This is a genomic window from Bacillus sp. F19 (genome assembly GCA_023823795.1).
Lineage (GTDB): Bacteria > Bacillota > Bacilli > Bacillales > Bacillaceae > Bacillus_P.
Map to the genome: position 1 here is coordinate 282,770 of CP085711.1, position 24,007 is coordinate 306,776.

General features: G+C 34.3%; 26 protein-coding genes and 2 pseudogenes. 22 read left to right on the plus strand and 6 right to left on the minus strand.

The annotated features are described in order from the left end of the window. Positions 1–66: 66 nt before the first annotated feature. From LIT25_27135 to LIT25_27145, 3 genes and pseudogenes are all read left to right on the plus strand, one after another. Positions 67–393, plus strand: coding sequence for a helix-turn-helix domain containing protein (locus LIT25_27135; protein USK36442.1), 327 nt, complete (start codon positions 67–69; stop codon positions 391–393). Between the two features lie 273 nt (positions 394–666). Further along, positions 667–1,785 (plus strand): annotated as a pseudogene (locus LIT25_27140) (IS3 family transposase). 468 nt (positions 1,786–2,253) lie between these two features. Next, positions 2,254–2,691 carry a universal stress protein gene (locus LIT25_27145; GenBank protein ID USK36443.1) on the plus strand — a complete coding sequence of 146 codons (438 nt, stop codon included), beginning with the start codon at positions 2,254–2,256 and terminating at the stop codon, positions 2,689–2,691. Between the two features lie 590 nt (positions 2,692–3,281). Here the strand turns inward: LIT25_27145 and LIT25_27150 are convergent. The 5 genes from LIT25_27150 to LIT25_27170 all read right to left on the minus strand — a co-directional run bounded on the left by LIT25_27150 (position 3,282) and on the right by LIT25_27170 (position 8,767). Next, positions 3,282–4,880 carry a hypothetical protein gene (locus tag LIT25_27150; protein ID USK36444.1) on the minus strand — a complete coding sequence of 533 codons (1,599 nt, stop codon included), beginning with the start codon at positions 4,878–4,880 and terminating at the stop codon, positions 3,282–3,284. 6 nt (positions 4,881–4,886) lie between these two features. Further along, positions 4,887–5,615 (minus strand): ABC transporter ATP-binding protein, encoded by a 729-nt coding sequence (locus LIT25_27155; GenBank protein USK36445.1) that lies wholly within the window; start codon positions 5,613–5,615, stop codon positions 4,887–4,889. Between the two features lie 153 nt (positions 5,616–5,768). Then, complete coding sequence (locus LIT25_27160; GenBank protein ID USK36446.1) at positions 5,769–5,999, minus strand: hypothetical protein; 231 nt, start codon at positions 5,997–5,999, stop codon at positions 5,769–5,771. 348 nt (positions 6,000–6,347) lie between these two features. Then, positions 6,348–8,060, minus strand: coding sequence for a HAMP domain-containing histidine kinase (locus LIT25_27165; protein USK36447.1), 1,713 nt, complete (start codon positions 8,058–8,060; stop codon positions 6,348–6,350). A gap of 2 nt (positions 8,061–8,062) precedes the next feature. Beyond that, complete coding sequence (locus tag LIT25_27170) at positions 8,063–8,767, minus strand: response regulator transcription factor (protein USK36448.1); 705 nt, start codon at positions 8,765–8,767, stop codon at positions 8,063–8,065. A 100-nt stretch (positions 8,768–8,867) separates the two neighbouring features. Between LIT25_27170 and LIT25_27175 the strand changes: the two genes are divergently transcribed. Beyond that, positions 8,868–9,551, plus strand: a complete 684-nt coding sequence (locus LIT25_27175; GenBank protein USK36449.1) for a hypothetical protein — start codon at positions 8,868–8,870, stop codon at positions 9,549–9,551. Continuing rightward, positions 9,551–10,474 (plus strand): ABC transporter ATP-binding protein, encoded by a 924-nt coding sequence (locus LIT25_27180; protein ID USK36450.1) that lies wholly within the window; start codon positions 9,551–9,553, stop codon positions 10,472–10,474. The genes LIT25_27175 and LIT25_27180 overlap by 1 nt, the downstream gene beginning before the upstream one ends. A 300-nt stretch (positions 10,475–10,774) precedes the next feature. Here LIT25_27180 and LIT25_27185 read toward each other — a convergent pair whose 3' ends face one another. Continuing rightward, entirely contained in the window at positions 10,775–10,987 is a 213-nt protein-coding gene (locus tag LIT25_27185; GenBank protein ID USK36451.1) for a LuxR C-terminal-related transcriptional regulator, read from the minus strand. 216 nt (positions 10,988–11,203) lie between these two features. On the opposite strand from LIT25_27185, the gene LIT25_27190 reads away from it, so the two are divergent. The 17 genes and pseudogenes from LIT25_27190 (at position 11,204) to LIT25_27270 (ending at position 23,911) form a co-directional block, all read left to right on the plus strand. Then, the gene (locus LIT25_27190; GenBank protein USK36452.1) at positions 11,204–12,514 is read left to right on the plus strand and encodes a GHKL domain-containing protein; all 1,311 of its coding nucleotides are present in this window, start codon (positions 11,204–11,206) and stop codon (positions 12,512–12,514) included. After that, positions 12,495–13,094 (plus strand): accessory gene regulator B family protein, encoded by a 600-nt coding sequence (locus tag LIT25_27195; GenBank protein ID USK36453.1) that lies wholly within the window; start codon positions 12,495–12,497, stop codon positions 13,092–13,094. Before LIT25_27190 ends, LIT25_27195 begins: the two co-directional genes overlap by 20 nt. A gap of 30 nt (positions 13,095–13,124) precedes the next feature. Next, positions 13,125–13,250: a cyclic lactone autoinducer peptide gene (locus LIT25_27200; protein ID USK36454.1), complete on the plus strand. Its 126-nt coding sequence runs from the start codon at positions 13,125–13,127 to the stop codon at positions 13,248–13,250. 26 nt (positions 13,251–13,276) lie between these two features. Next, positions 13,277–13,978: a LytTR family DNA-binding domain-containing protein gene (locus LIT25_27205; GenBank protein ID USK36785.1), complete on the plus strand. Its 702-nt coding sequence runs from the start codon at positions 13,277–13,279 to the stop codon at positions 13,976–13,978. Positions 13,979–14,639: 661 nt separating this feature from the next. Beyond that, on the plus strand, positions 14,640–14,867 hold the full coding sequence (locus LIT25_27210) for a hypothetical protein (GenBank protein ID USK36455.1): 228 nt from the start codon (positions 14,640–14,642) through the stop codon (positions 14,865–14,867). Positions 14,868–14,991: 124 nt separating this feature from the next. After that, a complete protein-coding gene (locus tag LIT25_27215; protein USK36456.1) occupies positions 14,992–15,747 on the plus strand; it encodes an ABC transporter ATP-binding protein in 756 nt (251 codons plus the stop codon). Further along, positions 15,722–17,203 (plus strand): hypothetical protein, encoded by a 1,482-nt coding sequence (locus tag LIT25_27220; protein USK36457.1) that lies wholly within the window; start codon positions 15,722–15,724, stop codon positions 17,201–17,203. The genes LIT25_27215 and LIT25_27220 overlap by 26 nt, the downstream gene beginning before the upstream one ends. Continuing rightward, entirely contained in the window at positions 17,193–18,095 is a 903-nt protein-coding gene (locus LIT25_27225; protein USK36458.1) for a PqqD family protein, read from the plus strand. The genes LIT25_27220 and LIT25_27225 overlap by 11 nt, the downstream gene beginning before the upstream one ends. A gap of 29 nt (positions 18,096–18,124) precedes the next feature. Beyond that, entirely contained in the window at positions 18,125–18,400 is a 276-nt protein-coding gene (locus LIT25_27230) for a hypothetical protein (GenBank protein ID USK36459.1), read from the plus strand. Continuing rightward, on the plus strand, positions 18,390–19,004 hold the full coding sequence (locus LIT25_27235; GenBank protein ID USK36460.1) for a DsbA family protein: 615 nt from the start codon (positions 18,390–18,392) through the stop codon (positions 19,002–19,004). The genes LIT25_27230 and LIT25_27235 overlap by 11 nt, the downstream gene beginning before the upstream one ends. A gap of 133 nt (positions 19,005–19,137) precedes the next feature. Further along, positions 19,138–19,923 (plus strand): sulfite exporter TauE/SafE family protein, encoded by a 786-nt coding sequence (locus LIT25_27240; GenBank protein ID USK36786.1) that lies wholly within the window; start codon positions 19,138–19,140, stop codon positions 19,921–19,923. A 44-nt stretch (positions 19,924–19,967) separates the two neighbouring features. Further along, a complete protein-coding gene (locus LIT25_27245) occupies positions 19,968–21,167 on the plus strand; it encodes an NAD(P)/FAD-dependent oxidoreductase (protein USK36461.1) in 1,200 nt (399 codons plus the stop codon). 45 nt (positions 21,168–21,212) lie between these two features. Then, positions 21,213–21,452, plus strand: a complete 240-nt coding sequence (locus LIT25_27250; GenBank protein ID USK36462.1) for a hypothetical protein — start codon at positions 21,213–21,215, stop codon at positions 21,450–21,452. A 22-nt stretch (positions 21,453–21,474) separates the two neighbouring features. Continuing rightward, the gene (locus LIT25_27255) at positions 21,475–21,675 is read left to right on the plus strand and encodes a hypothetical protein (protein USK36463.1); all 201 of its coding nucleotides are present in this window, start codon (positions 21,475–21,477) and stop codon (positions 21,673–21,675) included. 12 nt (positions 21,676–21,687) lie between these two features. Beyond that, positions 21,688–21,801, plus strand: a complete 114-nt coding sequence (locus LIT25_27260; GenBank protein USK36464.1) for a hypothetical protein — start codon at positions 21,688–21,690, stop codon at positions 21,799–21,801. An 84-nt stretch (positions 21,802–21,885) separates the two neighbouring features. Further along, positions 21,886–23,313 (plus strand): MBL fold metallo-hydrolase, encoded by a 1,428-nt coding sequence (locus LIT25_27265; GenBank protein USK36465.1) that lies wholly within the window; start codon positions 21,886–21,888, stop codon positions 23,311–23,313. A gap of 279 nt (positions 23,314–23,592) precedes the next feature. Then, positions 23,593–23,911 (plus strand): annotated as a pseudogene (locus tag LIT25_27270) (NAD(P)H-hydrate dehydratase). Positions 23,912–24,007 lie beyond the last annotated feature (96 nt).

Here is a 24,007-nt window from a genome sequence, read left to right on the forward strand (position 1 = left end):
ATTATCCCCTTATAGTAGACAGTAAAAAGAAAGGTTTGTACTGTTTATTTTGGAGGGGATTTTTTCATGGGGAAAATTAGAAAGACTTATACAAAAGAGATTAAATTAAAAGCAATTAATTTGTACATAAATGATATGGGGATTAGATCAATTTCTAAAGAGTTGGGTATAGGATATACAACTATCCAAAGATGGATATCTCATTATAAAAGTGAAGGAGTCCAAGGCTTAGAGGAAAAAAGAGGAACATCACGTAGCCAGTTTAAAGGTAGACCTAACAAAGATTATGAAAGTGAGGCAGAAAAAATAAATCGATTAGAAGCAGAAAATGCCTTTCTAAAAAAGCTCTTAGCTGCGAAAAGGGGGATGTTAAAAGAAAAGAAAAATCGTTAGTATATAGAATAATCCATGAACTTAAAAAACAATTTAGTATCATCACCTTATGTAAAATAGCCGGTGTTTCAAAGAGTGGTTATTATAAATGGTTTAAACGCCAAAATAACCCTTCAAAAAAAGAGCTGGAAGATCAATCAATTGTAACAAAAATTATTAAATGCCAACAAGATCCTGATATTAATTGGAGTTATGGTGGATAGTCTACACTTAGTTGGACAGAAAATTTAAGGTCAAGTAGACTACAGTTAACACTTTAGAGGAGAATCTACTATGCCTAAAAAAGAACGTCGAACGTTTACAGCTGAATTCAAGCATCAGATCGTACAACTGTACCAAAATGGAAAAACAAGAAAGGATATCATTCGTGAGTATGATCTAACTCCCTCTTCATTCGATAAATGGGTGAATCAGAGTCAACATTCTGGTTCGTTCAAGGAAAAAGACAATTTGTCCCCAGAAGAAAAGGAACTGATCCAGCTATGGAAACAAAATAAACAACTGCAAATGGAGAATGATATTTTAAAGCAAGCCGCGCTGATACTAGGACGAAAGTAAATGTGATTAAGAATAATCAACACAAATACTCGATATCAGCAATGTGCAAAGTCCTCCAACTTCCAAGAAGCAACTACTATTATGAAGCAAAAGAAAGAGGTGCAGAGGACGATCTGACCACGACCATTATTGAGATCTTCCATGAGAGTCGTCAAAACTATGGAACTCGAAAGATTAAAGCGGAATTACAAAAGAGAGGTCTTCAAGTATCCAGACGAAGGATTGGCCGGATCATGAATGAGCAAGGCCTTGTTTCAACGTATACAGTTGCCCAGTTCAGACCTCATTCAACAACGTGCAATGAATCTACTCAAAGAAACGAATTAAACCGTGAGTTTAACCAGGATGAAGAGTTGGCCGCGGTAGTAAGTGATTTAACATATGTAAGAGTCGATCAAAAATGGCATTATATATGTGTCTTTGTTGATCTCTTTAATCGAGAAATTATTGGTTTTAGCACGGGTCAGCATAAAGATGCGGCTCTGGTTTATCGTGCTTTTGCGTCCATTAAAGAAGACCTTCGCAAGATTGAGTTTTTCCACACAGACCGTGGAAGCGAGTTTAAAAACAAGCTGATTGACGAGGCGCTGGAGACATTTAATATCAAGCGGTCATTAAGTATGAAGGGCTGCCCATACGACAATGCAGTAGCAGAAGCCACATTTAAAATCATCAAAACAGAGTTTGTCAGAGGAAAATTTTACTAGTCTAGAAGAGTTGGCAAGAGAATTTCAAGACTATGTCCATTGGTTTAACCATATTCGAATTCACGGAACATTAGGATATTTAAGCCCGATTGCTTACAAACTTGAACACCTTAAAAAAACTGTCTAGTTTTGTGTTGACAATCCAATTTTTATTCCGGCTATATTGTGGATTTTAACATCGGCTTTAACAGGATAAGCCATAAACTTCTCCTTTCCTCATTATTAAAACGAAAGCCACCCATTACTTTAATAGAACATTATTTATTAAGTAACACCCTTTCCTATTATTCGTTCTCAAAGATGCGTCTTAAACGATACCGATAAACCATGTTTGTCCAGGCGTCTTATCGTATAATATCCTCATCTGTCCACACTACCTTTAAATGATGAAATGGAGAAATTCAAAATAACTATTCTAAGTTGTTTGCACGTTTCTTTCTAATCTCCATATATAAAGTTGCTTTAGGTACACTAGTGAGTTTCACATCTGTTGGCCGAAGGAATAAAATTATACAAAAATTGTACACAGTTATGAAACACTATAAAGGCTATAATAAAAATGAGAACAGGATATATTTGGGGGAGGATGAGGTATATGTTAACTTTTTTCTCAAGAATTGTAGTACCTTATGATGGTTCTGAATTAAGTAAAAAAGCATTGGAAACGGCCATAAGGCTGGCAAAACAAGATGAAGGAACCGAATTAAATGTTATCACGGTTGTGGACCAACCAACTAACATGGCTTTCTACGCTACTTATAATTTAGATACGTTACGTGAGGCTAATTTAAGTGCAGCAAAAGAAATGCTTGATGAAGTAGAGCAAAAGCTGAAAAATTTACCAAACAAGACAGGGACATTCATTTTGGAAGGAAGCCCTGCTTATGAGATTGTGGATTTTATAAAACAGGATGACGCCGATCTGGTTGTAATGGGAAGCCGCGGATTGAGCGGATTAAAAGAACTGTTTCTGGGCAGCGTTAGCCATTATGTGGTGCAAAAGGTCACGTGCCAGGTTTTTATCGTTAAATAATAAGGTAAATCAGTGACGAGGCTTTCTTATTTTTAGGAGTTTGCTATTTGTGCTTCACAATAGAGCGTTTAGTTACAATAAAGTTGTTAATTGTTCTTTTAGACTAATTAGGAAGCGTTAATGGCGTTTTGATAGAATATGAGCTTTCAGTCTGATAACAGTCTTTAAATGGTACCGTCATTTGTGGTCATAGTTAATAAAATCATTCATGTGTGATCCCCATACATGGATTAAAAGAGGGTTAAAGAGTTTGGTTAACTTATCTCAACCATGCCCCCTCAGGAAATGGGCTTCTAAATGTCTAATAACGACAGATGGAGGCCCTTTTGTTTTTTAATTTTACCTACTTTTCTTGAACATTATGCAGTTTAATAGCCCTGGAAAAACAAAAATATTTAGAAAAGGATTGTAAGATATAAAAAAGTGTTGTTCTAACAATGCATAAAATGAAAACCTGGTGAAAGGTTACTACTACCTTCCGCCAGGTTTTTGGTTATAGATTTAGTTCTTAAAAAATTCAATAACAGGATCTAATAGACCTGTAAACTTCAGAGCAAGGAAAATTACACAAAAAATTGTAAAACCTACACTTAATTTCTGAAGAATTGTTTTTTGTTTTTGATCTGCGTTTGCCATAATCTATTCTCCTTAAGATCAAGATTTGTTTTGGTACTTTTATAAAACATTCCAATTACAATAGCTATGATTGAAATTAGAATGGTATTTGCTTGAAATGATAATGTGCTATTCTCTAGGATTCGTCTTAAATACTCATGTATTACGCTAAAAAAGACGAGGAGTGGAATATTCCATACAAATATATAATATATAAGAGGTTTAACTATTTCCCCATTATACCTGTAACCTCTTGAATCTTTGTTGCTCCTTTTTATTACCCGTGATAATATCACTTTGGATGAAATATAGGTTAGAATAAGTAATTGACAAATACCATAGATAATTACTTCAACTCTTACAGACTCTAGGATACATATAGTTAGTATATAAGAGCCTGCTACTAAAAATGACAAAATGTGTAACAAGGTACTTCTTAGTTTAAATAACTCTTCGATGTCGAAAGGAGTAGAAAACAAAAGATTTTGGTGTTCTATATCATCTGATAAAAGGATATGTAAGGTGACAGTTGTAATAACAAGAGCAAAGACATTAATTAAAATAGTTAAGGATATGCCTGAGGAGGCAAATTGATTCCTAAATTCAATTACACTTGTAAACAGGATAGGTGAAACATATACTGAGAATAATTTTGGTGATCTTATTAAATATAATAAGTCTTTTCTCACGAAATAGTTTTTTATGTACTTGTGTAAAATTGATGAAATTTTAATAGAGTAAAATGACTTCTCTAAATCTCTTAAGGAAACAGTTAATAATCCTCTTTTGTAACAAAAGTTGGTGATCCAGTAGGCAATGGGTATAAGACATAAAGTGTTTATCGTAATGAATACTGTAAATAACCCAGCATCTATAAGATTGAAATGGTTATCTAAAAGGTATTTTGGATACTGGAACAAAAGATACAGCACGCTTTCAGAAATATCATTCTGAATTAACAAAAAAGATTTATAATCGTGAAAATAGACAATAATGGTTATAACCCCTACAGAGGCAAAAGTCATAATGGAGTAAGCAACGGTTTTTAACCCTTTTCCTTTTGAAATGATATAGGCAAAAGCGAATAGAATATGTGAAACTGCGCTAAAAAAAATGGAACTAGCTACGATTTGCGGAATTGTAATTAAAACGATTTCTAAACTCACGTTGCCTGCAAAATAATTTGCTAAAGTGAAGGGAAATAAAAAAATTGTATGGAAAAAGACTACTTCTAATGAAACGATAAAAAACCTTGATAAAATAACTTGAGAGTTTTTAATTGGGGCAATAAGTAAGATTTCACGCTCAGGGGAGAGGAAATACTCCTTATAGTATTTTTTAGTAGAGGCTGATATTGAAATTAAACAAAGAAAAGCAAAAAGTCCAAGAATATATTTATTCATGTTTTCTTGAATGTTTTGAGATAGTGAGTTAACAATTAAATATAAAATTGTTGTTAAAGCCACATACAAAATTAAAGCCCCTAGCCACTCGGCGAGTACTTCTTTTCCAGACCCTTTAGGTTTAAGTCGTGTGATTTTATACTTAAAAGATAGGTACTTGATGAAGTTCATTTTAGATCATTCCCGTCCTTCTACAACAGATAATAAGTAATCTTCTACACTGGTCAATGTTCCTCGAATCTGACTTACAGATATGTTTTTCTTTAAGATCACTCCATTGTTTATAATAGTAACTGTATCCGCAATTTCTTCAATTATATCTAATGAATGGGAGGACAAAAATACAGTTCCTCCATTTTGGGTATACTCTTTTAACAATGATTTAAACTGTCTAATGCTCAATGGATCTAAACCAAGGGTAGGTTCATCATAAACTAAAAGAGCAGGGTCGTGAATAATTGATGAAATGATGGAAATTTTTTGTTTGTTCCCTCTAGATAGGTTCTTAATTAGTGTATTTCTATATTTCTCTACTTCAAAGTGCTTTAAGTATTTCTCGATTTTTTTTTCAATTTCTTGAACATTAGTCAGCCCATATAAATAGGCTATAAAATTCAGGTGTTCCAATACTGATAGTTTTTCAAAAACGGCAGGATAATCTGGGCAATAACCGATGTATTTTTTATGAGTAGGAGTTTGATAGTTGATTTTTTCATTTTGGAAATGAATTTCACCATCATCAGGCGTTAAAATACCCATGATAATTTTAATAGTGGTGGACTTACCAGCTCCATTTTTACCTAAATAACCGCATATTGTCCCAGTTTTTATGGAAAGAAAGTCAATAGATAAAGCACATTCCCCATCATAATTTTTCTTAATACCTTCCATACTTAAAATATCCAAAGTTATAGTTCCCCTTTATATAAAACTGTTAAAAATTAGGTTTTACGAGACCATCATAGCATTGTTATTAAAATTCAACAAGGAAAAGATTACCAACGTAGAAATTAGGTTTTCTAAGTTGGTAATCTTTATCTCTTATATTATTGGGAGATATTAACCAAGAATGATTCTAATAACGTCGTAGACAGTATAACCTTTCAAGAACCAGTCAACGATCTTCCCAGGATTAGCTTTGATGTAATTAAGAATTTTAGTTGCTTGAGCATATGTTTTTCCAGCAGCAGCCGTAGCTAGATTCCATGCCCAAGTTAAGAATGATGCAACTTTGCTCCAAGGGATTTTACTTACTAGTGCTTTTAGTGCGCTATAAATTGCTGATAACATTGATATTCCTCCATGGTATATATAATTTTTTTCCAAAGGCCTTTGGTTAATTTCATAATAATTCCAATAAACGTTATTTTCAATAGATTCTGACAATCATTGCGTAATTCCGAAATGTATCTTATAACTCAATTGGTTATTTGTAGAGTTTATTTATCATTATCATCAGTTACCGTAATTCCAACCTGAATTTTGATGCTAATTTTCAACGGGTCTATTGATAAGGTTGTTTCGTGAAAATACTTTATGAGTGTCATGATGAATTTTAGGAAGACTACGCTCATAAGCACAAATAAAGCCGACTTCTTTTACATTGAGCAAAGAAGTTCGGCTTTTTTGTTTCGCCCCTTAAGAGTTATTAATGTGATGAAAAGTTAGCTTTACGGTAGTGCCTATATTTTTCTTACTCATGACTTCAACTTCTCCGTTATGGGCGATCACCAATTGATAGGCAATAGCCATTCCTAAGCCAGAGCCATCATCTCCTTCTTTCGTGCTCCCTCCACGATAATACCGGTTAAAGAGATTGCTTACAGTTTCTTCATCCATACCGTTTCCGTTGTCTTCAATAAAAATAAAGGTAGATTTATCTAACTGATTGAGCTTAATATTAATGACTGTCCCAACAGGATTGTGTTTTATCGCATTTAGCAAAAGGTTGTTAATGATTCTAGTAAACCATTTTGGATCTATCTCAAGAAAGATGGAATGAGATGTACTGTCAATAAATATTGTATTTTCTTGTGACTTATATTGGGCTATTAACTCTTTTAAAAAAGAAACAATTTCCCTTTTCTCTTTATTTATTGGTAGAGCATGGCTTTTTAGTCTATAAGTTAGATTAAGATCCTCAATTAATTCGCTCATATACTCTGCTTTTTCTTTAATGGTATGTCCAAAATCTCTGGTTTCATCTTGAGACCAATCATATGTATTAGATTCTAAAAGAGTTGAGTATCCATAAATAGAGCTTAAAGGAGTTTTTAAATCGTGAGAAAGTCCAGTAATCCATTCCTCTCGTGTCTTATCCGTCTTTATTTGGAATTCTTCATTTTTTCTCAAGGTTAATAAGAGTATTTCTAAAGACTTTAATACATCTTTAAAGACTACATATTTCTTATCTAGTATCCCAATTTTATTATATAGAGGATTTTGTCCTTTCTTATTCATAGGTTCAGAAAGATTTCCTTCAGACATATTATTAATCCACCGCATCATATGCAACAAGGGCATTCCAAATTTTTTCCCATACCAGATTGCAAGTCCAATGATCAGGATAACAAGTGATATAGAAACTAAAACAAAACTTTTTATAAACGAACGATTAATAACTCTATCTGTAATAGAGTCTGGACTATAGTACACATTTTTAGTACCAACTAAATAAAGGAATTCTTCATTCTTATTAAGATATGTAGAAATATCGAAAGGTGAATTCCATGGTTCTTTTTCAGTTTTCAATAATTCATTAAAGGTATATTTTAATTTTTCTGGAGCTGCATAACTGTTAATGATTTCCCCTTTTTCACTATAAACCTGCATCCATGCATTATGTTGTTTTAAATATTGTTGAGTTTTTTCATTTATATTTGGAAAGCTATCCATGGCCATTAGTTCAGTCAAAATTTGTTTACTTTTTATTTTTTCTCCGTATAAAACAATTAATTTGGAATCTGCTTCTTTTTTGATTTCCCAATGGTATGTTTGGTAATCTTTCAAATCAATAGATAAAATATCAGTAAAATTATAGGAGTCTGGCAGTTTTTCGGGTGTATTATATTCACCAATTACTTCTCCAGTTTCGGCAATAATCTGAAGCCATCCACCTTTTTTTGTTACAGATTCTTTAACAGCTTTATTTAGTGTAGCCTCATTTTCTTCAATGGTTATAGCGTGTTCTAAATATTCTTTAGAGACCCTCGTAAAGTCTGCTTTCATTTCTGATTGAGTAATTACAAATGATAAAGACACAAGAGCAGCAATAATAAGAGAAATAATTACAACTAGCATCAAGATAAAATGAAGCACAAAATGAAAAGTTAGTTTTTTTCTTAAATTCATTATTATGTACTCTCTTCATATACAAGTTTATAACCAAGACCTCTAACCGTTAGTAAGTAACGAGGCTTACTAGGATTTTCTTCAATCTTTTCCCGTATCTTTCTTATATGTACCGCGATAGTGTTTTCATCTGCAAAAAGATCGTCACCCCATACCTGAAAATACAATTGTTCTTTTGAGAATATTCTATTAGGATTCTTACAAAAAAAGATTAGAAGTTTATAAATTTGAGCTGAACAAGAAACGATCTTCCCTTCAACCACCAGTTCGGCAGATTTAGTAATAAGTTTAAACCGTTTAAAGTCAATTATTTCTTCTTGTTTTTCAATATTCATTGAAAGATATCGCTTTATTTGAACCTTTACTCTTGCAACAACCTCTAGAGGATTAAATGGTTTTGTAATATAGTCATCTCCACCGTGGGCAAAACCAGTTAATATATCAAGATCTGAGTTCCGAGCTGAAATGAAAAATATGGGAGCGTTTGTTATTTTCCTTATGGTAGAACAAATATCAAAGCCATACATATCGGGAAGCATAATATCTAGTATGATGAGATCATAGACATTGGATTCAATTAACTTGATAGCTTCTCTTCCTGTTGTACAAGTTTCAATTGAAGTAAACCTTTCTTTTTGTAATACAATCCTTAGCATATTTAAGATGGAAATTTCATCATCTACAATTAAAATTCTCCCTTTTTCCATTTAAAAAAACTCCTTTTGAGTGTTTAAGGTTATATTAAGAATTTCTTTAACCCTCATTAATCTTCCATTATTATACTATGTTGGAAGGGAGAGGTGTTAAATGTGGGCTATATGCTTCAATGAATTCAAAGGACATTTTAAAAGTGTAAAATCATTTATCGTCATTGCAATAATTTTTGGAATAACCTATTTACTCGCAGATTTTATGACAAGGGCTGCTGATCAACTAGATGTGGGAATAGGCAAGGATGGATACGCCATTGGAACATTATTTGTTGTATTTGGATTAGGATTTTTATTCATTACAGGTCTTTCTCACGATTTAATTAATCGAGAAGTCAGCACTAGAACAATAAGATTTCTCGTAACCAAAACTACTCGAACAAAAATTTTATTTGGGAAATATTTAGGTGTTTGGTTATTTTGGTTTTTTTGTATATCTGCATCCTACATTTTGATCTCGTTTGTATCGAAAAATTTTTTATGGTTAGGCATCATTGACTGTATGACTTTTATCTCTGTAGCTTTAGCTTTAAATTTAATCTTTTCAATTCTCTTATCAAAACCGCCCGTTTCCATGTTTTTTGGGATTATCTTTGCCCTGATTTTTCCTGCCATTAGCTTTTGGTCTATTTATGCAGACAGTATTTATATTAGCTGGTTTAAATTTTTCACCCCATACTATTATTCAACTTTAGGAAGCTACTTCATTTTAATAAACGTTGCTTATGCTGCTGCTCTAATGTTTATAGCGATGGAACTTTTCAAGAGGAGAGATTTATAATGAATGTAATAGAGGCAACTGGTATTACAAAAAAATTCGGATCAAAAGCAGTGGTGAATAAAGTTAATTTAATTGTAAAAAAGGGTGAAATTTACGGTTTCTTGGGAAGAAATGGGGCAGGTAAATCAACTTTTATTAATATGATTACAGGGGTTACTAGACCAACTTCAGGAGAATATAAATTGCTGGGAGAATCAAGTCTTGAAAAAGTTTATAACCGTATCGGGGTTTTGCCAGACTATTCAACATTTTACGATTCTTTAACAGCTCTCGGACATCTAAAATATTTTGGGAAAATTAATGGGCAAAAGATTTCTACAGAAGAAGGAAAATCTGTTTTAGAGCGAGTAGGTCTTTTAGGTGATGCGAATAAAAAGGCAGGAAAGTTTTCATTTGGAATGAAAAAAAAGCTAGGAATAGCTCAGGCAATTGTGCATAACCCGGATTTAATCTTTTTGGATGAACCTACATCTGGAGTAGATGCGGAATCTGGATTGAGCATACAACAATTAATACTTGACTTAAAGGAAGAGGGAAAAACAATTTTTATGACTTCCCATAATCTAAATGAAGTTGAGAAGATTTGCACCCGTATGGCCATTATGAAAGATGGAAATATCTTGAATGAGGGAACATTAGAGGAATTAAGAGCACATTACAAGTCCTCTATTCAAGTTCAAATTAAGCATTCTAATTTCTCTAGTAAAAAGGACGACATCATTCCTCAATTTCTTGGTTCGATTGGAACTGAGATTAAAACAGAAGACAATAAAACGTCTATGGTGATAGAATCAGAAGAGAAAATTCCGTTCATTGTAAGAGCATTTACAAATCATAAAATTGATATCTTTAGAATAATTGTTAATGAACCCTCGTTAGAAGAGATTTTTTTAAAGGGAGGGTCAGAACACCAAGTATTTTAATGTTTTAAGTTCGATATTTTACTCAACGTTGAGCACCACAAAACCTCACTTGAAAATGGGCTTTTTATTATAATGATTTTATATCTTGTAAGAGAAGTTGTAATTGGATTTTTGGATAACAAATCTAAAAATTGTGAAGGCGGATCTTATCATGTAAGAGATTATCAAAGGGAAGTATTTATTGAGTTTCTTGAAAGGAATCAGAGAGAAGAGGGTTGAGAGTTCTTAGACTTAAATTTTCTTCGTATACATACACAAAAAAGACGGCAGATTACTGTGCCGTCTTTTTTGTGTATGTTATTAGATTAATATTTTGTTTTTGTATGCTTTAACAATAATTCCTACTCTTGTTTGGACATTGAGCTTTTTTGTAATTTTGTTAATATGGTATTCTACCATTCGTTGTGAGTAATTCAGTTCCAAAGCTATTTCCTTATTTGGCATTTCACTAGCAATCATTTGGATAATTGTACTTTCAATAGTATTTAGTAATATACCTTCTTCTACTTTCAAACAATATACCCCCCAATGTCTTTACTCATTAAAATTCTACCAAGAAATCTAAGTATAAATTTAACTTTGGCTTATTAGGTATATAATGGGGAAAAAGAGATGTAAAATTAACCATATTTTGCACTTTTTTGTAAATATTTATATTTTTTACAAAAATATTATAACTTTTTACAATAAATTATGGTAAATTTAATAGGGACGAAGGAGTGAGTTTTTTTGCACTTTTTTACGATTTTAGGAGGAATGTTAGAAACTTTCTTAATTATTATTGTTGGATACACTTTAGTAGGAATAGTTATTAAAGATAAAATTATTCCTTTGTTAGTTGTAAGTTTTTATGGAAGTGTAATTTTGACCATGGTGAAAGAGAATGTATCGGTCTTCATTTATTTATTTGCACTTATATTGTCAATTGGCGTTCTTCTTACATTTGTCGTTAATGTAAATATAAAAATATCATTAATTGGCTTAGTCTCTGGAGCGATCTTGCTATTATTATCTGAATTTTCAAGCTTTTTAATACTTTATCAAATCCAACTATTACTAAATATCGATATTATGGGAATGCCGCTTATTTTATTAGCAATTCCTCATATGTTAATTATGCTATCTCTCTATGTAATATTTAATAAATATAGACTACAAATATATTGTCTAAAAAATGGTTGTAAAAACAGCAATTATAAGTTTTATTCTACATTATTTGTTTTGTTTGGATTACTTTTTCTCTATTATTCTGTAATTTATAAAAGTAGTTCTTATGAATTTTTCAACAACATTACTTTTGCAGTTTTTCTAGTTTTAGTAACCTTAGTTGCTTTTTCTGTTATTCGTCATCAGTTAAAGGTGAAGCTAGAAGACTTATCATTAATGTTAAATGATCAATATGAAGAAGATTTAAGCACCTATATTAGTACTATTAAACTACAAAGACATGATTTTATTCATCATTTATTAGCAACTAAGAAAATGTTGGATAGCGGAAGTTTTGATGAGTGTAAGAAATATTTAGAAGACGTACTAGATGAGACATCAGGTGTTAGTGAAATTTTACCACTTTCTTCAGATGCTGTTGGCGGTATGTTACTTTCTTACAAAGAAATGGCTATTAAAAAGAATATTAATATTCACTATAATATTTACGATAATTTAAGTGATATTCCATGCAGAGTATACGAACTAAATAAAATACTAGGAAACCTAATCTTGAATTCAATTGAAGCGGTAGAATTTCTGGAAGGATGCAAAAAGCATGTAAATGTAAATATCGGTAAAACTGCAACAGATTATTATTTTGAGATAAGTAATCCTACTAATGTTTTAGAATTTGAAAAGAACTTAACTGAAATTTTCACGCAAGGATTTTCTACAAAAGGCAAAGTGAATAACCAGGGTCAAGGATTAACCATTGTTCATTCAATAGTAGAAAAGTACAAAGGATACATTTACCCTGAACTATTAGATGACACGGTTATTTTCATTGTGAAAATACCTTACGGAGGTAGAAATGCAAAATTTATTACCTAATCGTATTTCTGTCAATTTAGCAAATCTTATAATAGTACATAATCCTGAATTAATAGATAAAAAAGACGAAATTAGATATGGGCTTGAATGGATTATCTCAGGATTAAATCAAGTAATTCTAACAGTGATGGTAGCCCTTCCTTTTGGATTAGTTTTGGAAGCATTGTTTACCTTGCTAAGTGGTGCTTTTCTAAGGATGTTTTCCGGTGGTGCTCATGCAAGAGGGTACTTTAAATGTTTACTTATTAGCATGTTTCAAGTTTTAATAATTTCCTTTATTGCAGCATCTTACTCTTCATTATTAGAACAGCATATATTTGTTTTGTGCTTTATGTTAGTTTTTAGCTTTGGATTAGTTTACATAAAGGCACCAGTATTGATGAAAAAGAAGGAGCTATTTAACTCTAATGATAAATTGAAGTTAAGATATCTCTCTTTGTTGACGTTTGTTATCTGTCTTCTTATTAGTTTTTTACCTGAGATTTCTGAGTTTAAGTACTGCATATGGCTTTCTTTAATAATACAAAGCCTATCATTAACAAACACTTTGGAAAAAGCTCTTACTTATTTGAGGCTTTAAATAAATAACTACCAACAAGGAGGAGGAATCATGATTAAATTTGTTACCTTAACTATTGGAACAGTAGCTTTATTTTTTAATTCTGTCACATCGCTAAGCAGTTGTTTTTGGTTTGCTTATGAGCCCGAACTTCCAGAAAATAGGTCAAAGGAGTAATCTTTATCTACCTTAATATTGCTGTAATAGACGATGAAATAACTATATTACATCAGGTGACTGAAATTGTAGAAAAGCTTCCAAAGACTAATATAGTTCTTGCTACAACAGATATAAATGAATTATTTTCGCTAATAGATAAAAAAGGTGCAATAAATGTGGTTATCTTAGATATCAATATGCCTGTAGCTAATGGCTTTGATATTGCTCAATATATAAGAGAAAAGACTTCTTCAATTAAAATCATTTTTATGAGTGCGCATCCTGATTTTGCTTTACAAGGATATAAATATTATCCTGAAGATTTTTTAACAAAACCAATCAATTTAGTTCGCTTTAAACAAACGCTAGAGCGCCTGCAGTTAACGGGCATTAGAAGGAGGAAAATTGGTGTAAAAGAACAGGGTAAGTTATGTCTAGTCGAGACTTCCTTAATTCTATACATAGAGAGGAAAGGGAAAAAAACATTTATTCATCTTGATGATCAAACAACCATTGTCTGTAGTGAAGGTTTAAATAAACTGGAAGATATGTTAAAAGAAGAAATGTTCTTTAGAACACATCAATCATACTTGGTTCCATTAGATAAAATTGAATCTATTGAACAAGATACTTTCATGAAATCTTATAATATTAGATTAAAGAACTGTAACAATTTAGTTAATTTAAGTAGACATAAATATGGTCAATTTAAATTAATTATGGCATCCTATTTTTCTTACATTTGAAATAATATAGGCCTGAGTTTAAAGAATAAACGTGTTCTTTTCACTTCAGTCCTTTTTTTTATCTAAAATATGGGATTTAGCGTATTTGATCAGTTTTTTAACCTGATTTTAGATTTTGTTTAAATAACGTTGGAAAAAGTGCACTTTTGCACACATGGGAAAAGTGACAGCTTTAACTATTATACTGAACTAATTGTATAAAAATACTTATTTAAATGCTTGAGGGAACGGATCTCAACGCAGGGGAAAGGAAGGTTAGGGCAACCTTTTATATAATAAGAAGTTGAGTAAGATTGTACATTTAAAAACTGTATTGTCTGGCAATTGCTAACTTTTCTAAAATAAAAGACTAGTCGCTAAAAAATTAAGAAACAGTAGAAGAGTTGCTGTCTCACTTGCTGAAGACTAAATCATAATGGTTGATAAAGCTGAAGCTGATCTATACATCAAAAAGAATTAATGATGTCAAACAAGAGTAAAATTCACCCAATAACGAAATGATTCAAAATTATTTTCTAGTTAAATAGAATGGTTATTGTAGGTAATTATCCTTAAAACGGTAAAAGTAGATAGATAAATATTTCCAATTTTAGTAGAGTGAAGAAGTACCCGCATACAAATAAAGGTACATATATTTTTGAAGAGAAGGGAGGGGGATCTTATGGAACTTACAAGTTATGCATCTCCTAAAATGGAGATGGACAATACGCAAACGGTTGAAGATCTTGTAGCATTTTTTATTGTAGCTGGTTATGTATTATTAGCGCTTGGAGCTACACTAATTCTAGGTGCGATTGCTTGGTGCTTTATGTACGCGCGCAGCAGCTTCGAAGGAACTCTTGAGCAAGTTAATGGTGGCGGCTGGAAATTTAAAATTGGATGTAAATAATTTCAATAAGGGGATGACAAACCAACAATTCGACCTGGTGTTTTGTTATCCTCTCTTTACATTTTCACCAATTTAGATTTTAGCATTTATACTAAATAAAATCCAGTAAAGAGGTTGAAAAAGCGTGAAAGATGTCTTAAAGGCAGACAAGATTTCTAAAGTTTACAATAAAAAGGCTATAGCTGTAAATCAGGTATCTTTTACAGTGAAAACTGGTGAAATCTATGGACTAATCGGTCCTAACGGTTCAGGAAAAACGACAACAATAAATATGATAACCAATTTTTCTAGGGCAGATACCGGTGAGATAACAATAAATGGATTAAAATCTTCTTCTTTAGCCGCAAGAAAACAATTCGGCTATGTTCCAGATGAATTATTAATTCCCGAAACGCTAACAGGGTTTGAATACTTGTCCTTTATGATGAAGATATATGAAGTTGATGATGATTTTCCGATGAAAGAATTGGTGAAGATATTCAGAATCGAAGATGCAATGCAGTCATTAGTTGGGGGCTATTCTCATGGAATGAAGAAAAAACTGCAGTTTATAGCAGCTATTCTTCATAAACCAAAGTTGCTGATTCTAGATGAACCTTTTAGAGGATTAGATCCTGAGGCAGTGATTATCTTTAAAAAGCTTTTGGGACATTACAAGGCGAAGAATACAGCTATTCTTATTGCCACACATGATCTGCTTTCTGCTCAATCTTTATGTGATAAGGTTGGAATTATCTCAAAAGCTGAACTGGTGGAAGAAGGAAAAATTAAGGATTTATTACGCAAGTATTCAATGAATCATCTTGAAGATGTATTCATGGCAGCCTCAGGTTTATCAGAAAGAGGGATTGAAATTGATAAAGTCATTGGAAATCTCTAAGATTATCTACCTAACTTGGAAAAATCATTATAAACAGCTGATCGTTCAAAATCCTTTCTTGAAGTTTTTTATTCCAATGACGGCCATACTCTTATTTGCACTTTTACTTTTATTAACAAATCAGACTTTATATCCATTTATAGAATCATTTGGGTTAACGGATCCAAGGATGATTCCAGTTATTTTTGTTGCCTTATTTATAAATCTATCGTTGCTAACGAGCATTACCCTTAATATGCTCCTGCTTATTTCACCGGAACGAAATAGTATTGAGCTCAGTATGCTATGGCTGCCTTTAACTTCTTTTCAGAGAAAAGCTGGATATTATCTTCCGCTGCTTATCATAGTGACTTTTCTATTATCCGTTTTTTATGTGCCAATTCTTTTAACAATGACTTTAGCGCTTCAATTTACATTTTTTCAAACAATCGTGTTATTTGGCAGCATGTTTTTACAGATTGCCATGATTATCTTTATAACATTAATTGTTTTTGAAGGTGTGAATTATCTGACAGGCCACTTGCTGAATCTCCCATTTAACAGAGCACTCAGCGTGTCGGCATCAGGGTTTGCCATTTTGGGGATCTTATTTTTTTCGCTTGATTTAAATATGTTTCAGGATTTATATGTAAACATGGAGTACAACTTTTTATATCTTATGCTTATAAATATGACTTTTGTTACTGATCTGTTCGGTGAATTCCAAACAGGTTATGTAGTCATAGTCCATGCATTATTCTTGCTGATTTTTCTAGTGTTTCTCGGCAGTGCACTGTTGCCCGCAGTTTTAAGAGATTCATCGGGGATTACATTTCTTAAACGTCTTCCTTTTTCAAAAAACAAGTTTCTCTCATTTGCTGTTAAAGAATGCAAGGAAACCATCAGAAACTCTGAAAATATCTTGTATGTTATCGTTTTGGCAACAATTTGCCTGTTTCTATCTTTCGTCCTGGATCTCAGCAGCTATTCTGCTCTTTTGCCTTTGCCAATTTGGATCATGAGTGGCTTCTTGAGCTACAGCTCTTATGGAAGAGAACAAAAGTCCTTTTTAATGTGGAACGCGATTCCATATTCCTCAAAAAAATGGATATACGCAAAGTTGATTTCTAATGTTTTCCTTTCTGTCGGGCTGGCAACAATCTTGTTTATTCTTTTTATAGTGTCATATCCTTTATCAATACTAGAGTTTTATAAATATTTGCCAATCGGTATATTGGTTACAACGGGAGCTTATATGATTGGTGTCATTTTCCCCTATTCACCAAAACATCCTTATTCTACTGCATTTACAGCAGTAGGGGGAAGTCTGATTGCAATGCCTGCATTCTTGCTTATTTATAAGGGACTCGAGTATGTCCCCCAATCGATTTATCAATATATCATTCTTTTTTTAATTGCAGTCTTTAGTTTATCTTTATATGTCATTGATGGGTGGAAGAGAAAATATGCTGACTAATAAAAGCATTCCAACGTTTCCTGTTGATGTCGTGCTGCAGGAGAATTGTATTGAGGATTTAGGTTTGGAGAAACAACATAAGATTGACCGTATGGCTTTTTATATGCTCTCCAAGATAGATGGAAAGAAGACAATTGAGGATCTGATTGAGGAAATTCATGATCATTATTCTGATGTGAAGAAAAAACAAATTGAAATAGACTTAATGAATGTGTTCAGACTGCTCGAACAGCATCATCTTATAAACTTTGCTAATAAGCTCCAGGATATACTTTTGTCTTACTTTGTGACTCTATCAAATCGAAAATATATTCCATCTGCTAAACGATATAACATCCAAACCCTTTCGTTTCCCGCAATGATTTTGTTTGTTTTAGTAAGATGTACAGCACAGCTCTTTCCTCTTATGATAATAGTCACGCTGTTAAGTTCTATTCCATTTTTAGTCAGCAAGGAAGCTGAAGCGCTGACTGTGATTTTTTACAGTCTTTGCATATTTTTTGCTATCGTGGTAAGCATCAGTATCCATGAAACCTCACATCTTTACTTTTTGAGGCGCAGCTTACAAAAAAAATCTATTGGTTTTTTAAAGATTGGTTTTATGAGTTTTAAGATCGTTCGTCCTGCGGTAAATGAACAGCTTATTGTGGCCGTCAGCGGACCAATGATAACAGGAGGATTCGGAATAGTCGAGGCCTGGGCATGTTTGTTGATTTCCGATCCCTTTTTCCATTTAGTGGGTTTGATTTGTTCTGGCATTTTTTTGATTCATTTGTTAAATTTGCTGCCTTTCTTTAATGACGGAAGTAAATTATATAATGAAATTTTTGAACCGCGTAACAAAATTACTTTGTCTCCTTCTAAACTCAAAAAAAAGCGCTGCTCATTTTAGTTATACGAAACGGGGAAAGAGAAATGAAAATGTATACGAAAGTTTTATTTTCAGCTGTGATAGTTTCACTCATATTAATGGCCATTTTCTTTACAGTTATTACGCTATATTCTCTTTTTACTTTTCAATCATTCAGTCTAGGTGATTTTTATAAATTGGAAATTACCAAAGAGCCTGCAAGCTTTGATTTGGAAGCCTCAGAGGGAATGTTATATCTGTTTGGAATCACAACCTTGTTTTTCATCCTCTTGTTTTCTATCTCCCAGATAATTAAATCCAGGATGACTAAAGCAAATGAAAAATAAAAAGATAATAGCATGTCTCATTTTCATTACAATTCTCTTATTTATAGCAGGAGTTGGCAATCTATTAATGTCTTCAGATTATTCGGTAGCTTCAACAAAAATAAATAATGAAAAATTAATTGAAAATGGATATGCTTTCGGTGACTCGGATGCCCCAATAAAAATGATAGAATATACTAATTTTCAATGTACATACTGCAAAAATCAGCATTCAGAACTTAAGGAAGAAGTGGAAAGACTTATTAACGATGGGCAGCTTTACTATCTGATGAAGCATGTATCTATTGAAGATAATAAAAATGCTGAAATTGTAAATGAAAGAGTCAATGCTATTTCAGATAAGGACAGCCAGCTCAGTGCAATAAATAGGGTGTTTATAGAACAGGAACAATGGAGCGAAAAAAATGCAGGTGAACTTGAAAGGTATTTGGAAAACACAAATCTCCAAGAAAAGAATACTGTCAAAATTAAAGGAATATTGGCATCTGAAGTAAAGAACCTCGGGATTTCAGCAACTCCGACAACAATTATTAATGGACAAAAGTTTCAAGGGGCAATAAAAAAAGAGGAGTTTCTGAAATACATTGAAGCAGAATTGGAATAATCTTAAAGGTTTGTTTCTCTTGAAAAAATTAACCTCATAGTCTTCGAAAAGGGGTAAACTCATTGTTCAGCCTAGAAATAATGAGTTGACGTGGTGTTTGCAAATGCTTAAGTGAAGAGAAAGAAAGGAGGAAATAAAGATATCCATTCAAGTATTTCTCTGCATCGTTTCTGGTGGAATTGTGGGTCTTGTACTTGGCTTGCTTGGTGGTGGAGGATCCATCCTTGCTGTTCCTCTTTTACTTTTCGTTGTTGGTATTAAAGATCCTCATGTTGTGATTGGTACTACTGCTTTGGCGGTTGCTATAAACGCTTGCTTAAATCTCATTTTGCACGCACGGGCTGGTCATGTAAGGTGGAAATCCGCGATAGCTTTCGCCATTCCTGGCATGATCGGCGCTTATCTCGGATCGTTTGCCGGAAAACTAGTACCTGGAAAGCAACTATTATTTCTCTTTGCAATTTTAATGATAGTCATGTCTGTAAAAATGGTTATACAAAAGAAAATGAAGAATCAAAAGGAGGATTCCGAGGAGCATTTCAAATTGCTGCGGGTAATCGTTATTGCTGTTCTAGTGGGATTGTTGTCGGGTTTTTTCGGAATTGGCGGCGGATTCCTAATTGTTCCAGGCCTGATCTTCGCAGCGAGGATGCCGATGATTACGGCCATTGGGTCCTCACTTTTATCAGTTGGTATGTTTGGACTTACGACGGCAGTAAACTACAGTTTATCCGGTTTCGTGGATTGGTGGGTGGTGCTGGAGTTTGTCGGAGGAGGAATTTTCGGCGGAATGTTAGGTGTTTGGGTAGTGAAGCGTTTAAGCAAGCAGCGTCAGACTCTGAATTATATATTTTCTGGTGTCGTTATGACAGTGGCGATTTATATGCTAATCATTAATGCTGAAGTCTTGAATTTATGACTCGTTTACTCGGCTATTAAATAGAACGAATGGAGATGACAAGGATGAGCTATAAGGCACATTACAAAATTGTGATTGTGGGTGGTGGAAGTGGTGGAATTACAGTTGCAGCCCAACTTTTGCGTAAATCACGAGTTCTCAGAGGCGACATTGCTATTATTGACCCTGCCACAAAACACTATTATCAACCTTTATGGACTCTTGTGGGCGGTGGTGCCGCCCGCAGGGAGGTCACGGAACGTGAGCAGGCATCCGTAATTCCGGACGGAGCGGAATGGTTAAAGGATGCGGTTACAGAATTTTACCCAGATGAAAATCTTGTTATCACGGCGTCCGGGAACAAACTGCGTTATGACTATTTAGTTGTTGCTACAGGAATTCAAATAGATTGGCATAAGGTAAAAGGGTTGAAAGAAAATATCGGAAAGAACGGGGTATGTAGTAATTACTCCTACGACTTTGTTGAAAGTACATGGGAGAATATTAGCAATTTTAAGGGGGGAACCGCGATATTTACGAATCCGAACACACCAGTTAAATGCGGGGGAGCCCCTCAGAAAATTATGTATCTGGCGGACGATTATTTTCGTAAATCAGGTGTTCGATCCCAATCAAATATCATTTTTGCCTCAGGTGGAGCGACCATTTTCGGTGTGAAAAAATATGCAGATGCATTGAACAAAGTGATTGAAAGAAAGAAGGTCGAGACATGCTTCAAGCATAATCTCATTGAAATCGATGGTGAAAAGAAGCAGGCAGTATTCGAAAACCTGGACACGGAGGAACGCGTGACCATGCAATATGACATGATTCATGTAGTACCGCCAATGAGTGCTCCCAATTTCATCAAAAAGAGCCCACTTGCGGCGAGAGATGGATGGATCGATGTAGATAAGTACACCCTGCAGCATAAGCGTTTTCATAATGTCTTTGGGATTGGCGATTGCACCAATCTGCCCACTTCTAAAACAGGCGCTGCGATTCGTAAACAAGCGCCAGTGCTCGTGCAAAATCTTTTATGTCAGATGAATGCAATGCCAGTTATACATGAATACAACGGTTATACCTCATGTCCGCTTGTCACGGGTTATGGTAGTTTAATACTGGCTGAGTTTGATTATGATTGCAATCCAGATGAGACATTTCCGTTCGATCAATCTAAGGAAAGGCTTAGTATGTATCTTTTGAAGAAAGAGCTTCTTCCCGTCATCTACTGGAATGGTATGCTCAAAGGTTTAATGTAATGACAACTTATATATAGTGATATGCCGAGAAGAGGGGGCGTTACCATGTCGGTAAAAGAGTCTCATTTACTTTCCAATATCGAACCACTATTGTCTATTTTAAGTCAGCCAGAGATTCAAAATAGCTTGGTTACAGCACTGGAAAAAGTGCCAAAACTGTTGGAACAGTACTCTACCATTGAAAGAAAGGTGAGTTTTGCTCAATCGGTTTTGAATAATCGAAAATCGTTGGAATATTTATTCGAGGGATTGAAGATGGACGTACCGCTTATCACCTTAAAATAGGGGTACTTTGGAAGTAGTTTTGGTGTTAATCGATAAACTGCCCAAGTTTGTTGAGTATGTCTACCTTGTAGAACAATTAATTGATGTGACCCAAACCGTGTTGTCGGATAAAGAATCCCTTCAGCATCTGGTTAAGGGGGCACAGGAACTTGCAGAACCGATCCAATGTAAAGTCAAGGATGGGATATCTTTAATGGAGGAAGCAAAGGAACGAGCAGAATAAGACAATTCCAAAGTGTCCGTCTTTTCTCTTATCAAACTACTGAAGGACCCTGCCATTCAACAAGGTGTTCATTTCGTCAAAGCTTTACTGACCGTAATGTCTGAACGCAATCAGAACAAATCTTAAAATTATAGAACAACTCTTGTTTATGAAGTATTCAATTGTGTTTTATGTTTGCTTGATATGCGGAGTTTGAAGGAGAGGTTAGGTATGTTACTCAAATATTTTTATGATGACAAATTGGCACACGCGTCGTACTTAGTGGGATGTCAAGCTACGGGTGAAGCTATTGTTATTGATCCATCGCGCAATATTGATCCTTATTTGAAAATGGCCAAAGAGCAAGGGGTTCGAGTTGTAGGTGTAACAGAGACGCATATTCATGCTGATTTTGTATCTGGTTCACGGGAGTTGGCTTCAAGGGTGGGTGCAAAATTGTATCTGTCCGACGAGGGTGGACAGAACTGGAAATACCAGTACGCACACGGGTACGAACACTATTTTTTGAAAAATGGGCATTCCTTCACCATTGGCAATCTCAAGTTTGAGGTAATGCACACGCCAGGGCACACACCAGAGCATATTTCATTATTATTAACGGACGGTGGTTCTTCAGTAAAGGAGGCAATTGGTATATTTACTGGAGATTTTGTGTTCGTTGGAGATGTCGGTCGTCCTGACCTATTAGAGAAATCTGCCGGAGTACGCGGTTCAACAGAAGAAATGGCTCGTAAGATGTTTCGCTCTTTACAACAATTTAAACAACTTCCAGACTTTCTTCAAGTATGGCCAGGCCATGGGGCGGGCAGCGCGTGTGGCAAAAATTTAGGAGCAGTCCCTTCGACAACTGTTGGCTATGAGAAAATAGTGAATTGGGCATTACAACATAATGACGAGGAACGCTTTATAGGAGCATTACTGGAAGGACAACCTGAGGCACCAAAATACTTTGCCATGATGAAGAAGATAAATAAAGAGGGAGCAGGACTGTTACAAGAGTGCGAGGCACCAAAACGGATCGAGCCGTCGCCTTCCTTAGCTACTGTTCAGGAATGGATCGAACAAGGTATTGTAGTGGATACACGCATACCGAGTGAATTCGCAGAAAAGCATATACGTGGAACCATCAATATTCCATACAATAAATCGTTTGTCACGTGGGCTGGCTGGCTATTAGATTACAACCGTCCTGTTTTTCTGCTGACAAGTGAAGATCGTATTCGGAATATTCTAAATGATTTACAGTCAATTGGATTTGATAACGTTATTGCAACAATGAATCCTAGTGTCGTTAACCAATTAGAAGAGTTTGACGCTAGCACAATAAGCTACGAAGAAGTAAAACCCGATGCGGTCATAGATGCCGTCCTTAATGAAGAAATGCATGTCCTCGACGTTCGAAACACCATTGAATGGGGAGAGGGACATATTTCCAACGCGAAACATATTATGCTCGGGTATTTGCTGGACAGGGTAAAGGAAATCGAACAAAATAAGCCGATTCTGGTGCATTGTAAATCAGGTGGAAGATCTGCCATCGCCGCTAGTATTCTTCATGCGCAGGGTTTTAAAGATGTTAGAAACTTAATAGGTGGATTTGATGAATGGGTAAAGCAGGGATACCTTACAGTAAAGTAAAGGATTAAATTGATATAGTACTTCTAGCTTGACGCCAAAAATTAACGTTAACTTAAGTTTACACGTTTAATCAGTATTGAGAGTTAACCACTGTTTTTGGTGTTGAGTCCATTTATTTACTCATTATTGTTGTATTGCCGATGGTAGCCTCCCCAGAATTCAAGACACATTACATCAATATTACACAACTCAATGGTACAACCGATAAAAAAACTACGCGATTTTTATTCTAATCCATATAAAGAGAAGGGCAATTGCAGCAGGACCTGGTTTAGAACGGAAAAGGCCATCCAGCAGCTGCTGAAATCGGAATGTCCTGTCATAATTGATGAAGCGTACGTATGATGAAAGACAGGCAGCTGTTATTCTGACTCCTCACCCAGGTGAATTTTCAAAAATAACGGGGATAGAAGTGAAAGAGCTTCAGCAAAATCGTTCTCATTATGCTTCTATTTGGGCGGAAAAGCTTGGTGTCACGATTGTTCTTAAAGGAAATGAGACGTTCATCGCTTTTCCGTATGGTGAAGGCTGGACAAATCCGACAGGGAACAGTGCGCTTGCGAAGGGCGGAACCGGTGACACGTTAACAGGGATGATGGAAGAGGTTTGAATAACAAAGAGCCCGGCTTAGGAGCCTGGCTCTTGAAGAAACTAAAAAGAAGTAACACTCTTCCCTTAGGTTAGAGTGCTACTT

What these genes read in the sequence shown, in the direction of transcription:
- LIT25_27135 (USK36442.1), top strand. Translation starts at nt 67, where the DNA reads ATGGGGAAAATTAGAAAGACTTATACAAAAGAGATTAAATTAAAAGCA.
- LIT25_27145 (USK36443.1), top strand. Translation starts at nt 2,254, where the DNA reads ATGTTAACTTTTTTCTCAAGAATTGTAGTACCTTATGATGGTTCTGAA.
- LIT25_27150 (USK36444.1), bottom strand. Translation starts at nt 4,880, where the DNA reads ATGAACTTCATCAAGTACCTATCTTTTAAGTATAAAATCACACGACTT.
- LIT25_27160 (USK36446.1), bottom strand. Translation starts at nt 5,999, where the DNA reads ATGTTATCAGCAATTTATAGCGCACTAAAAGCACTAGTAAGTAAAATC.
- LIT25_27165 (USK36447.1), bottom strand. Translation starts at nt 8,060, where the DNA reads ATGAATTTAAGAAAAAAACTAACTTTTCATTTTGTGCTTCATTTTATC.
- LIT25_27170 (USK36448.1), bottom strand. Translation starts at nt 8,767, where the DNA reads ATGGAAAAAGGGAGAATTTTAATTGTAGATGATGAAATTTCCATCTTA.
- LIT25_27175 (USK36449.1), top strand. Translation starts at nt 8,868, where the DNA reads ATGTGGGCTATATGCTTCAATGAATTCAAAGGACATTTTAAAAGTGTA.
- LIT25_27180 (USK36450.1), top strand. Translation starts at nt 9,551, where the DNA reads ATGAATGTAATAGAGGCAACTGGTATTACAAAAAAATTCGGATCAAAA.
- LIT25_27195 (USK36453.1), top strand. Translation starts at nt 12,495, where the DNA reads ATGCAAAATTTATTACCTAATCGTATTTCTGTCAATTTAGCAAATCTT.
- LIT25_27200 (USK36454.1), top strand. Translation starts at nt 13,125, where the DNA reads ATGATTAAATTTGTTACCTTAACTATTGGAACAGTAGCTTTATTTTTT.
- LIT25_27210 (USK36455.1), top strand. Translation starts at nt 14,640, where the DNA reads ATGGAACTTACAAGTTATGCATCTCCTAAAATGGAGATGGACAATACG.
- LIT25_27225 (USK36458.1), top strand. Translation starts at nt 17,193, where the DNA reads ATGCTGACTAATAAAAGCATTCCAACGTTTCCTGTTGATGTCGTGCTG.
- LIT25_27230 (USK36459.1), top strand. Translation starts at nt 18,125, where the DNA reads ATGTATACGAAAGTTTTATTTTCAGCTGTGATAGTTTCACTCATATTA.
- LIT25_27235 (USK36460.1), top strand. Translation starts at nt 18,390, where the DNA reads ATGAAAAATAAAAAGATAATAGCATGTCTCATTTTCATTACAATTCTC.
- LIT25_27245 (USK36461.1), top strand. Translation starts at nt 19,968, where the DNA reads ATGAGCTATAAGGCACATTACAAAATTGTGATTGTGGGTGGTGGAAGT.
- LIT25_27250 (USK36462.1), top strand. Translation starts at nt 21,213, where the DNA reads ATGTCGGTAAAAGAGTCTCATTTACTTTCCAATATCGAACCACTATTG.
- LIT25_27265 (USK36465.1), top strand. Translation starts at nt 21,886, where the DNA reads ATGTTACTCAAATATTTTTATGATGACAAATTGGCACACGCGTCGTAC.